This window comes from Collinsella sp. AM41-2BH (assembly GCF_003468085.1).
GTDB lineage: Bacteria > Actinomycetota > Coriobacteriia > Coriobacteriales > Coriobacteriaceae > Collinsella.
The window spans coordinates 128,332-140,531 of sequence record NZ_QSGH01000001.1 but is presented as its reverse complement, the minus strand read 5'-3'; the positions used below and the strand labels follow the sequence as shown (position 1 = coordinate 140,531).

Sequence of the window (12,200 nt, the reverse complement as noted above, 5' to 3'; positions counted from 1 at the left end):
CCTATTTCTTAAGAAGGTACGAATAGTTGTCGCGCACGGCCCTGATGGTCAGGCGGACGGCCTCGGGAAGACCGGTGTTGACGGCATCGACCGAGACGGTGCGGACCGTGCCGGCGACGCGGACTTTAAAGTGGTCCTCGTCCACAGCCAGGAAGCCCTCGTTCTCGGAGTTCTCCATGTCCTGCTCGCTCCAGAACAGGGTGAGCTTGTCCTTATAGGGACGACCCTCCTGGTAGGGGCAGAACACGGCGCAGTTGCCGCACTCGTTGCACATGCCGTCGACATGTACCACCTGATGCTTGGCCAGGCCCGGCACCTTAATTGCCACGTTGGCGCGGTTGGGGCACACGTCGCAGCAGACCTCGCACACCGAGCCGCAGCCCAGGCAGCGGGTCTTGGTGCAGTTGCGCTTGTCGCGGCACAGCGACCCCTTGCGCTCGTAGCAGGTGTCCTCGCGACCGGCCTGCTCGTTGCAGTCGGCGTACTTGTTAAAGTCCACGCCGGCAATGGCACGGGCGACCTCGGCGGCGTCGGCGATAGCCTCGACCACGGTAGCAGGACCGCGGCGGCAGTCGCCCGCAGCCCAGACGCCCTCTACGCCGGTGGAGGTGGCGGCAAGACGACCGCGGCGGTCGTGCTCGACGCCCGCGGCATCGTACAGGCTGGCATCGATGCCCTCGCCCACGGCGCAGATCACCGTGGTGGCGGGAAGCTCAACGGTCTCGCCCGTGGCGACGGGGCTGCGACGGCCGCTTGCATCCGGCTCGCCAAGCTCCATAACATCGCAGGTCAGCACGGCACCGTTGAGTGCCTTGGGCGCCAGCAACTCGCAGAACTCAACGCCGTCGGCAAGAGCAAAATCGAGCTCTTCCTCGTCGGCGGGCATCTGCTTCTTGGTGCGGCGATACACCAGGCGCACGTTCTTCACGCCAGCCAGGCGCTTGGCCACGCGGGCCGCGTCCATGGCGGTGTTGCCGGCGCCAATGACCACGACGTCCTCGCCCAGCTCGAGCTTCTCGCCCTTCTTGGCGGCCTCGAGGAACTCCAGCACATCGAGCTCGGCACCCTCGCCCAAGCCCGCAGAGCCGGGCATCCAGGCACCGGTGGCCACGACCACGTCGGTAAAGCCCTGGGCCTTGAGCTCGTCAATGGAATCAACGCGAGCGTTGAGCTGCACCTTGGCGCCAAAGGCCAGGCAGAGCTCGGCGTCGTGGGAGATATCGTCGCTCGCGATACGGAACTCGGGGATTACGTGACGGACCACGCCGCCAAGAGAGTCGCGGGCCTCAAAGATGGTGACGGGCACGCCGGCACGCGTCAGGAAGAACGCCGTCGCCAGACCGGCCGGGCCGCCGCCGATAACGGCAACGTTGCGCTCGCCGTCGTTGGCGACGGCCTGGGCGCGCAGCTTGGGCAGCACGGCGGTCATGGCCTCGCGGGCGGCCTTGAGCTTGCTGGCGCGGATCTGGGCGCCTTCGGGCTCGTAGAACGCACGCTCGCAGGCACGGCCGCAGGGATGCGGGCAGATGGTGCCGGTAATGAACGGCAGGGCGTTGCGCTCGATGATGATGTTGAGTGCGTCCTCGTAACGGCCCTCGTCAACAGCCGCCAGATAGGCGGGAATATCCTGCTGGATGGGGCAGCTCGTGCGGCACGGCGTGGTAAAGCAGTCGGAAAGCGGGCTCTTGCCGGCGACCTTGCGGTCGGGCAGCGGGCGCAGCGGCTTCTTATAGAGCGGGTTGGTGAGCGAGTCGGTCTGGATCGCGGTCACGGCCTCGAGAGAGACGCCCGCGAACGGCTTGCCATCCAGGTCGGTAAACTCGCCGGCCATCTGGCTAAAGCGCTCGTAGCCACCGGGCTTGAGCACGTCGGTCGCCAGGGTAACGGGCCAAATACCGGCATCGTACAGAGCGCGGATGTTGTAGACCGTGGCACCGCCGGAGTAGCTGATGCGCAGCTTGCCATCGAACTGCTCGGTAATGCGGCGGGCGGCCTCGATGGTCAGCGAGAACAGCGAACGGCCGGACATGTACATCTCGGTAGAAGGCAGCTCGTTCCTCGTCACGTCGACGGGGAACGTGTTGGTCAGCTTGACGCCAAACTCCAGGCCGCGCTCGGCGCACAGGGCAATCAGGCGCTCGAACATGGGCACGGCGTCGGCCCACTGCAGGTCCTCGCGGAAGTGCGTATCGTCGAAGACGATGTAGTCAAAGCCCAGCTCATTCAGACGCTGGCGGGCAAACTCATAGCCCAGCAGCGTGGGGTTGCACTTGATGTAGGTGTTGAGGCCCTTCTCGGTGATCAGATAGGTCGCGATGCGCTCGATCTCCGCTGGCGGGCAACCGTGCAGGGTAGACTCGGTGATAGAGTTGGAGACGCGCGCCGGAATGGACTCGACAAACGCGGCATCGACATGCTCAAACTGGTCCAGATTGGCGAGCGCCCATGTGCGACACTCGTTCCAGACGTCAGATCCGCTGGCGTCCTTCATGCCCTCGATGTAGGCGTCGACCTTGGGGCTCTTGATGCCCTCCAGGTCATAGCCCACGGACATATTGAAGACAAAGCCGTCCGGGCTACCCAGGCCGTACTCGCGAGCGATCAGGTGGCAGGCGAACCATGCCTTCACGTACTCGGCAAAGGCCTGCGGAACCTCGAGCTCGGTCGACCACTCGCAGTTGTAGCACTCGTCCTGCGCCACAATGCAGGGCTTGTTGACGCAACGGGAAAGCTCCTCGCCGTCCATAACCTGGACGGTCTTGAGCTCAAAGAAGCGAGAACCGGCCACATAAGAGGCCACGATGTTCTGGGCAAGCTGTGTATTGGGGCCGGCGGCCGGGCCAAACGGAGTCTCGATGCGCTCGTCAAAAATGGGAAGCGCGCCCTCCTGGTTGGTCGTGGCCATCTTGCGCACGCCAAAGACGGCGCCCTGAGTCTTGTGCTCCTCGATGATCCAGTTCATCAGCTGCGAAAACGGGATCGGCCTCATGATGTCGCTCATAGTGAGCTCCTCTCTGTAACGCCCGGCGAGACCGCGCGGCGGGCGCAAATACGGTGTAGCGCTAGCACAGCGCCGGCGACCCCGCGGAGGTCGCCTATACGCGCGTCGGATGCGGCGAAACATCTGACGCGCGCAAATCTACTTGTAATTAGTAGGCGCGATCGTTGAGCGTGCTCCAGAGCTTCTTGGACTCGGCCATGGTCCACGCGTTGATCTTGTCCTCATCAATGCCAACGAACTCGCGATCCTTGTACAGGACGCGGCCGTTGATGATGGTGGTGCGGCAATTTTTGCCCATCATGCCAAAGAGCATGTGGCCGTCGATGTTCTCCTCGCTCAGCGGCGTAAAGGGCTTGTAGTCCATAACGATGACGTCGGCGGCAGCACCGGCCTCGAGCACACCGAGCTTGCGATCGAAGTACTTGCTCGCCATCTTGGCGTTGTTCTCGAACAGCATGGTCATGGCCTCGCACCAGCCCACGTTGGGCATGGCGGCGTTGTGGCGCTGAATGATCAGGAAGACCTTGAGGCTCTCGAGCATATCGTGGGTGTAGGCGTCGGTGCCCATGCACACGGGGATGCCGCGGCGGAAGAACTCGAGCACGGGAGCGCAGCCCACGGCGTTGCCCATATTGGATTCGGGGTTGTTGACCAGCCAGGTGCCGGACTCCTTGACGATATCCATCTCGGCGGGCGTCACGTGGATGCAGTGGCCGAGCATGGTGTCGGGACCCAGCAGGTTGTGCTGCAGCAGGCGCTCGACGGGGCTGATGCCACCGCGGTTGAGGCGGGAGTCCCACACGTCATTCATGCCCTCGCACACATGGATGTGGAAGCCGGTCAGACCGTTGTTGGCCTCGGCCATCTTGTCCATGGTCTCGTCCGAAAGCGTAAAGGTGGCGTGACCGCCAAACATGGCGGCGATCATGTGGTTGTCGTTATCGCGACGCTCCTTGGCGGCCCACTGGGCAAACTCGGCGTTCTCGGCAATGGCCTGGTCGCATTTTTCCTGACCGCGGCGGTCGGAGACCTCGTAGCACAGGCACGAACGCATGCCCAGCTCCTGAGCTGCATCCTTAATGGTAAAGAGGCTGCCTGGGATCTCGCAGAAGCTCGCGTGGTGATCGAAGATCGTTGTGACGCCATCGCGGATGGAGTCAAGAATCGTGGCATAGGCGCTGGCCTTGGTGCCGTCGAGCGTCAGGTTGTCATCGATCTTCCACCACTGCTGCTCAAGATTCTCCAGGAAGTTGGTGGGGTTGCAGCCCTTAATGGCAAGGCCGCGGGCCAGACCCGAGTAGATGTGGGTGTGGCAGTTGATGAGTCCGGGCATGATGAGGTTGCCCTGGGCGTCGACGTACTCGGCATCCGGGTACTTGGCCTTGAGCTCGCGCTCGGGGCCTACTTCGACGATCGTATCTCCGTCAATGGCGACCGCACCGTTGGGAATGAACGGGGTCTGAGAATTGCGGGTAAAGACAGAACCGTTAGCGACCAGAAGCATGAATGCTCCCTTCAACATCAGAGGCGGGGTTTGACACCTCTGACATAGCGGAAGTGCGAAGCGCCGGCCTACACCGGAAACGGGCCCTCTCCCGTCAACGCTTCACCAAAGGGGCAAGCCCTTTGAAGTGCGGCCTATCGCCGCATGGCGTCGGCGGACGAGGCGATACGTCCGCCGACGAATAGCACCGAATTGGTTACTTCTTGCTCTCGGGCAAGACCAGATCCACGGCAGCGTCCTTGGCGGCATCGATGTGCTGAGCCACGACCGGCGTCTGCGGAAGGATCAGATTAAGGACAATGGCCATGATTGCGGTGGGGGTTACGGCATTGGAGCCGATGACGGTGGACACCCAGGCGGGCATACCCTCGCCGGCAAGGCAACCGCTGGCCATCCAGATACCCAGGCCAAAGACGACGGAGGTGCCGACGATGGTGGTAGTGCGCTGCGTGAGGCCCTCGCGGGTGAACATGCGCACGCCATTCATGGTGATGGTGCCAAAGACGCCGACGGTCGCGCCGCCGATGACGGGCTGCGGGATAGCGGAAAGGACGGCAGAGAGCTGCGGGAACAGACCGGCAATGGCAAAGACGGCCGCGATGATCACAAAGACCCACTTGTTGACGACCTTGTTGGAGCAGATGATGCCCACGTTCTGGCCAAGGGCGCTGGTGGGAAGACCGCCCAGCAGGCCGCCGACCATAGAAGTGAGGCCCTGGGACACGATAGCGCCGGAGAGCTCGCGCTCGGTGGGCATACGGTCGATGGAGCCCAGGCAGGCGGCGGAGACGTCACCGATAACCTGGATGGCAACCATGGGGAACACGACGGCGAGGGTAATGCAGACCTCGGGATCAAACTCGAGCGCGTAGGGCATGAGCTTGGGAAGGGCGAAGACCTGAGCGGTGGCGACGCTGGAGAAGTCGATCATGCCGAAGGGGATGGAGACGATCATGCCAACGATCATGCCAAAGAACACGGAGCCCAGCTTGAGCGTGCCCTTGCCAAAGTTGGCGAGCGCAAAGACCACTGCGAAGGTGATAAGAGCGACGCACCAGGCCTGCGGGGTGCCCCACAGCGGCGTGCCCATGCCGCCGGCCATGTACTTGACGGCCGTGGGATACAGCGAAACGCCAATGGAGAAGATGACCGTACCGGTCACGACGGGCGGGAACAGCCACTTAATCTTGCTGTAGGCCAGACCAAAGAGGACCGCGACGGCACCGCCGACAATCTCGCCGCCCAGCAGCGCACCAAAGCTAAAGCCCGAGGCACCCATGGCCTGCAGGGCCGGCAGGAACGCGAACGAGACGCCCATGACGATGGGCAGGCCGCCGCCGATGCGGCGGAAGGGAGCGAAGGCCTGAAGGGCCGTGTCGATTGCCGAAAGAATGAGCGCAACCTGAATGATGTCGGTGCTCTGCTGGCTATTAAAGCCGTAGACGCCGGCCATGATGACAGCCGGGGTGATGATACCGGCAAACGAAGCCAGTACGTGCTGAAGGGCACACGGGATCATTTCCTTAACGGGAGGCATGCCTTCACGAGTGAACAGGGCTTCAGTGCCGTTCGTAACCGTCTCCTGGGTCATTTGACCACCAATCCTCGAAATAGTTGTTTCGCATCTAACGCTCTATTGTGACGCAGTGCGGGGTTGAGGTTGTGCCTTCGTTGCATATCGTATTAAAGATGATTCTCATTCTCAATAATAATTTTTTGTTATCAGACTATTCTTCAGCTGAGATAATGCATTTCCGCAGGTCAGGAAAGTGTCTGGTCAAAATAACATCTAACTTTTCTTTTGGTCAACCGTTTACCGCCAAATTCCTACCGTTCGTCTGTATTACGCAATGTACCTGCGGATATACGAGATGAAGAGTAGCGTGTTACCATGAGAAAAAATTGTTATGAACCTTCCGATTTCACCCAAAGGAGTTGCCCGTGAACGAGACCGTACGTCGCTTTTTGCCGATGGTCGATTTCCTGGAGCAGATACTCGGTAAGAACAGCGAGATCGTCCTGCACGATTTCTCGGATCCCGACCACGCCATCGTCGATATTCGCAACGGCATCGTGAGTGGCCGCAAGGTCGGCGGTCCCGCCACCGACCTGGCACTCAAGATCATGCACGACGCCAAGTATCGCGACCTGCCGTTTATTACGGGCTACGAGGGGCGCGGCGCCGGTGGCAAGACGCTGGAGTCAGCGACGTACTTTATCCGCGAGAATGACGAGATCGTCGGTATGCTTTGCGTCAACACCGACCTCTCGACCGTGCGCTCCATCAACGCCATGGCGCAGCAGCTCATGGCGTGCTTCGACGCGGCGCCGACGCGCACGGAGCCCGCCCCTATCGAGGTCGAAAGCCTTTCGGAATCTACGCAGGAGCTCATCGACCGCAGCATTGCCGAGTTGCTGAGCGCGCGCGGGCTGGATGTAGCGTCGCTTGGCCAGAGCGACCGCGTGGACGTCATTCGCCACCTCAACGGCAACGGGGTGTTCATGCTCAAGGGCGCCGTGGCCTGCGCCGCCACCGCGCTGGGCATCTCGGAGCCCAGCGTCTACCGCTACCTGCAAAAAGTTCGCAAGGAAGGCTAACAAACAAAAAGACTGCCCTTGGTGGCTCCACATGCGATCTGTCACTTGACAAAAGACCCTGCAGCTCGCACCGCAGGGTCTTTTTGCATGCCATGTTTAGTTGTTGCCAACGCCCTAGAGAGCGGCGACGACCTCGATCTCGACCAGACCGCCGGCCGGAAGGGCGGCAACCTGGAAGGCGCTGCGCGCAGGGAACGGAGCCTCGAACTTGGAGGCATAAATCTCGTTCACGGCAGCGAAGTCGGCGATGTCGGCCAGGTAGACCGTGGTCTTGACGACATCGGCAAAGGTGGCGCCGGCAGCGGTCAGCAGGGCCTCGACGTTAGCAAGGGACTGCTTAGCCTGGGCTTCGACGCCCTCGGGCATCTTGCCGGTTGCGGGGTCGATGCCCAGCTGGCCGGACAGGAACACCATGTTGCCGGTCTGGATGCCGGGGGAATACGGGCCGATGGCTGCAGGTGCGTTATCGGAAGACACGACGGTCTCGCTCATGTTTTTCTCCTTACGATCAGTTGAGAAAGCGTGAGCGCGGCGTTCACACCGGGAGGCACAGTTCGGTCTGAACACCGCGCTTGATTGGGATAGTACTCAAGGTTTCCGCGCGATGCAAGATTATTATCACGTTGCGAGAATCTTTTATCGCCCAACGGCGTCTGTCGGCCGCTGAACGGCACGACCGGCGACCTGCCTGAAGACTTTATCCTGCTTGGGCCACAGGGCTCGTCCGCCGCAACAGCACCACTATACTTTTGAGTATCTGAGCATTTTGAAAGGCAGGATATGACCGCAACCGCCAGTCGAACCACCAACCGCAGACCCGAGCTTTTAGCGCCCGCCGGAGGGCCCGAGCCCTTTGCCGCCGCACTCGCCGCCGGGGCAGACGCCATCTACTGCGGTATGGGCAGCTTCAACGCCCGCCGCAAGGCCACCAACTTTACCGACGAGGCCTTTGAGCAAGCCTGCCGCGCCGCGCATCTAGCCGGGTCGCGCGTCTACGTCACGGTCAACATCGTCATCAAGCAGTCCGAGATGGGCGATGCGTTGCAACTCATCCACCGCTGCTCCACGTTGGGCGCCGACGCCTTCATCATCCAGGACTGGGGCCTGTTCTTTGAGGTCAAGCGCACGATGCCCGGCATCGAGACGCACATCTCAACCCAAGCAAACATCCACGACGACCGCGGAACCCTTTGGTGCCGCGAGCAGGGCGCCGACCGCGTGACTCTCTCGCGCGAGCTTTCCATCGACGAAATTGCCACCATTCACGATGCCGCGCCCGATGTGGACCTTGAGGTCTTTAGCCACGGCGCCATCTGCTTTTGCTACTCGGGCCTGTGCCTGCTTTCGAGCTTTGCCATGGCGGGGCGATCGGCCAACCGCGGCATGTGCGCCCAGCCCTGCCGCCTGCCCTACGAGCTGATCGACGAGAACGGACGTACGCTCTCCCCTGCCGGACGCGAGCGCGCTCTATGCCCGCGCGACACCAACACTTCGCAGCTCGTTCGCCGTCTGTATGACGCCGGCGCCGCATCGCTCAAGCTCGAGGGCCGCATGAAGGCGCCCGATTACGTGTACTCCATCGTCGATGTGTATCGTCATCAAATCGATGACATGCTGGCCGGGGTCGCCGTTGATAAGCACGAGGACGCCGCTCGCCAGCGTCAACTCAAGCGCTGCTTTAACCGCGACTTTACGCACGCCTATCAGGACGGCACCTCGGGCGACGAGATGATGAGCTATGAGCGTTCCAACAACCGCGGCCAGATCGTGGGCACGGTGCTGGGCAGCCGCCCGGCCAACCGCGATGTGCGCGGCCTCAAGCCCGACGACCGCCGTCGCCGCGCCGCCATCGCCCGCATTGAGCTGTTTGAGCCCGTGGGCAAGGGCGATCTGCTGGAGCTTCGCCACGATAACGAGTTTGACCAGTTCCTAACCACTATTGCCGCCGATGATGCCGCCGCCGGTGACATCATCGAATGTCGCGTGCCCCGCAGCATGCCCGAGGGCTGCCGCGTGCGCATCATCCGCAGCCAGCGCGCCATCGACGCCGCCGGCGCCGCGCTCAAGCGCGACGTGCTGCGCCGCCGAGCTGTTGATGTGTCCGTCGTGGCGCGCCTGGGCGAGCCGTTTACCGTCACACTCACCTGCTGTGACAGCCCCGCGCTCACCGCCACCGCCACGGGCTTCACCGTCGAGGCCGCCAAGACCCGCGCCGTCGAGGCGGCAGACCTGGTTGAGCATGTGGGCCGCATGGGCTCCTCGCCCTTTGAGGCAGCGAGCTTTGACGTTTCGCTCGACGCCGGCTGCGGCATGGGCTTCTCCGCCGTGCATAAGGTGCGCGCCGCCGCTTGCAAGGCGCTGGAAGAGGCCATTCTGGCACCCTACGAGGAGCGCGCGAAAACGCTCGAGTTGCCGGTGCTCGACAAATGTACGCGCTCCATGCCCGAGCACTACCGCGATGAGCCGCAGATCTGCGCCACCGTCACGTCGCTCGACGCCGCCGAGGCCGCTCGTGCCGAGGGCGCCACGCGCATCTACATGACCACCGACGCACTCGATGCGGCCGAGCTCTCCCCTGCCGATGCATTTGAGCAGGGTATCGTGCCCGTACTCGACGAGGTCTGCCGCGCCGCCGACCACGAGCGCGTCGATCCCTGGATCAATGCCGGAGCCACCGTCGCCGTCGGCAATATCTCCGAGCTTGCTCTGGCCGCCCAAGTTGGTGCCACGGCGGAGGTCCGCTCTTGCCTGCCGGTTCACAACACGCCCTGCATGGAAGCGCTTGCCGAGCGCGGAGCCGGTGCGTTTTGTCTCTCGCCCGAGATCACGCTCGACGAGATTGTCTCGCTCGGCGCCGCCGCGCCCGCGGCTCTGGGCATCACCGTCTTTGGCCGCCCGCGCGTCATGACAAGCGAGCATTGCATTCTGCAGGTTGCCAACGGCTGCATCCACGATTGTGCCAACTGCCGTCTGCGTGCCCGCAAGCTCTCGCTCAAGAATATCGACGGAAAGGTCATGCCCGTCCGCACCGACATCCATGGCCGCTCTCGCTTGTACGACGCCTACCCCATCGACCTTACGCCGCAGGTACCACAGCTGCTCGATGCCGGCGTGCGTCGTCTTATGGTGGACGGCACGCTGCTCGAGGCCGATGAGATTGGCCGTGCCGTCGCCCGCGTCCGTCGCGCCGTCGAGGCCGCGCAGGCCGGCCGCAAGCCCGCCGCCCGCCTACGCGGGGCGACCTCGGGCTGCATGTTTGTGGGAATCAGCTGACCGAAAGGCTTACACGTGAACGAAGAACCTCAAGTCCTCTACTGCGACGCCTGGCTCATGGCCATCGACAAGCCCGCCGGCATGATCGTCCACGGTGACGGCACCGGCGAGCGCACGCTTACCGACTACGCCAGCGATCTGCTGCTGGCGATGGGCGACGGCTTTGCCGCGACCGATATGCAGCCGCTCAACCGCCTTGACCGCGACACCACCGGCGTGGTGTTATTTTCGCTCGACAAGCAGACGCAGCCCGCCTTTGACCAGATGGTCATCGACCACGCTTTCGAAAAGCACTACCTGGCACTCGCCGAGGGCAAGATCGACTGGAACGAAAAGCTCATCGACAAGCCCATCGCCCGCGACCGCCACGACAGCCGCAAGATGCGCGTCGGTGCCAGTGGCAAGCCGTCGCAGACGCGCGTGAAGGTGCTCAAGCGCCTTAAGAGCCGTCGAGGCCTGCCCGCGCGTTCGTATATCGATGTCGAGCTGCTCACCGGCCGCAAGCACCAAATCCGCGTGCATCTGGCGAGCGAGCGTCATCCCCTGGTTGGCGACGACCTGTACGGCACGCCGCGTCCTTGCGGCCTCATGCTCCACGCCCACAGTGTGTCCTTTACGCATCCCGTAACCGGCGAGCACATCCACATCGAAGCCCCCTGCCCCTGGGAACCCTAAAACCTGCCAAATAGGGACAGGTTTATTTTGGCAGGTTTTATCTGGGCAAACGTCAAAACCACCACGATGGCTCAGCCGTGGCGCCAAAACGTCTCGATCTGTAACAGTTAGAACCCATTTTCCGGTCTATCTGTTACAGATCGAGACATTCGAATCCCCCGCAAGAGAAAATCTCAATCTGTAACAATAACTCGGCAAAATCGGTCCCAGCTGTTACAGATCGAGACAAAGGGACGGCGCGGTTCGGAAGTATCTCAATCTGTAACATCTAGCCCACTTTTAACGGTCCAGTTGTTACAGACTTAGACAAACCGGTAGACAACAAAAGCGGCAACGCCCGTAATGGACGTTGCCGCTTTTCTATTGAGAAAACTGAATGGTTTTGACCTTGCCCCACTGCTAGACCGTGATGACGTTGTCCATTGCCCGGTACTTGGCGGGCACCTCGCCTGCGGTAATAATCGTTGCATCGCGGAAGTCCGCGAACTTGACGGGCGCCACCATGCCAAATTTACTGGCGTCCGAGATTACGAAGCGTTTGGCGGTATGACGCATCGAGATACGCTTGACCTGCGCTTCCTCGATATCCGGCGTGGTGAGACCTTGCTCGGCGGCGATGCCATTGGAACCCCAAAAGCCGCAGTTGAAGTTATAGCGGTCCAGGGTTGCCAAGGCATCGGGACCGACGAGCGCCTCGGTCTCGGGCTTGAGCTCACCACCCAGCACAACGGCGCGCATACCGCGCAGGGCGAGATGCTGGGCATGGAGCACAGAATCGGTCACATAGGTGACGCCGTCGAGATGCGGAAGATGCTCGATGAGCTTGAGGGTCGTGGAGCCCGAATCGATATACACAAAGCTATCGAGCTCCACCAGGGCCGCGGCACGGGCGCAGATGCGCTCCTTGTCATCGTTATGGAGATCACTGCGCTCGCTGATCGTCAGGTCACGCGTCACGTGCGCGCGCTCAAGACTCGTCGCGCCTCCGTGCACCTTGGCGATACGGTGCGCGCGGTCGAGCGTTTGCAAGTCACGGCGAATGGTGGACGGTGTCACGCCCAGGGCCTCGGCAAGCTCCGGCACGGTAACCGAGCCGGTCCGCTGCACCATCGACACGATCGCGTTGAGCCTATCTTCCGCAAGCATCGC

At 62.2% G+C, this 12,200-nt stretch carries 8 protein-coding genes; 3 read left to right on the top strand and 5 right to left on the bottom strand.

Going from position 1 to position 12,200, the window contains the following annotated elements:
- Nucleotide 1 precedes the first annotated feature (1 nt).
- The 3 genes from ygfK to DW899_RS00655 form a co-directional block, all read right to left on the bottom strand.
- Nucleotides 2-3,001, bottom strand: coding sequence for a putative selenate reductase subunit YgfK (gene ygfK, locus DW899_RS00665; RefSeq protein ID WP_117799720.1), 3,000 nt, complete (start codon nucleotides 2,999-3,001; stop codon nucleotides 2-4).
- Nucleotides 3,002-3,149: 148 nt separating this feature from the next.
- The gene (gene ssnA, locus DW899_RS00660) at nucleotides 3,150-4,505 is read right to left on the bottom strand and encodes a putative aminohydrolase SsnA (RefSeq protein ID WP_117773422.1); all 1,356 of its coding nucleotides are present in this window, start codon (nucleotides 4,503-4,505) and stop codon (nucleotides 3,150-3,152) included.
- Between the two features lie 196 nt (nucleotides 4,506-4,701).
- The gene (locus tag DW899_RS00655) at nucleotides 4,702-6,096 is read right to left on the bottom strand and encodes a uracil-xanthine permease family protein (RefSeq protein WP_055285183.1); all 1,395 of its coding nucleotides are present in this window, start codon (nucleotides 6,094-6,096) and stop codon (nucleotides 4,702-4,704) included.
- 350 nt (nucleotides 6,097-6,446) lie between these two features.
- Between DW899_RS00655 and DW899_RS00650 the strand changes: the two genes are divergently transcribed.
- Nucleotides 6,447-7,103 (top strand): transcriptional regulator, encoded by a 657-nt coding sequence (locus DW899_RS00650; RefSeq protein ID WP_233509000.1) that lies wholly within the window; start codon nucleotides 6,447-6,449, stop codon nucleotides 7,101-7,103.
- 114 nt (nucleotides 7,104-7,217) lie between these two features.
- On the opposite strand, the gene DW899_RS00645 is transcribed toward DW899_RS00650, so the two are convergent.
- Nucleotides 7,218-7,595, bottom strand: coding sequence for a Rid family detoxifying hydrolase (locus tag DW899_RS00645; protein ID WP_117799719.1), 378 nt, complete (start codon nucleotides 7,593-7,595; stop codon nucleotides 7,218-7,220).
- A gap of 288 nt (nucleotides 7,596-7,883) precedes the next feature.
- Between DW899_RS00645 and DW899_RS00640 the strand changes: the two genes are divergently transcribed.
- Nucleotides 7,884-10,376, top strand: a complete 2,493-nt coding sequence (locus DW899_RS00640) for a U32 family peptidase (RefSeq protein ID WP_117786167.1) — start codon at nucleotides 7,884-7,886, stop codon at nucleotides 10,374-10,376.
- Nucleotides 10,377-10,391: 15 nt separating this feature from the next.
- Nucleotides 10,392-11,051, top strand: coding sequence for an RluA family pseudouridine synthase (locus tag DW899_RS00635; RefSeq protein WP_233539860.1), 660 nt, complete (start codon nucleotides 10,392-10,394; stop codon nucleotides 11,049-11,051).
- Between the two features lie 399 nt (nucleotides 11,052-11,450).
- Here DW899_RS00635 and DW899_RS00630 read toward each other — a convergent pair whose 3' ends face one another.
- Nucleotides 11,451-12,197, bottom strand: coding sequence for a DeoR/GlpR family DNA-binding transcription regulator (locus DW899_RS00630; protein WP_117786165.1), 747 nt, complete (start codon nucleotides 12,195-12,197; stop codon nucleotides 11,451-11,453).
- Between the last annotated feature and the right edge of the window lie 3 nt (nucleotides 12,198-12,200).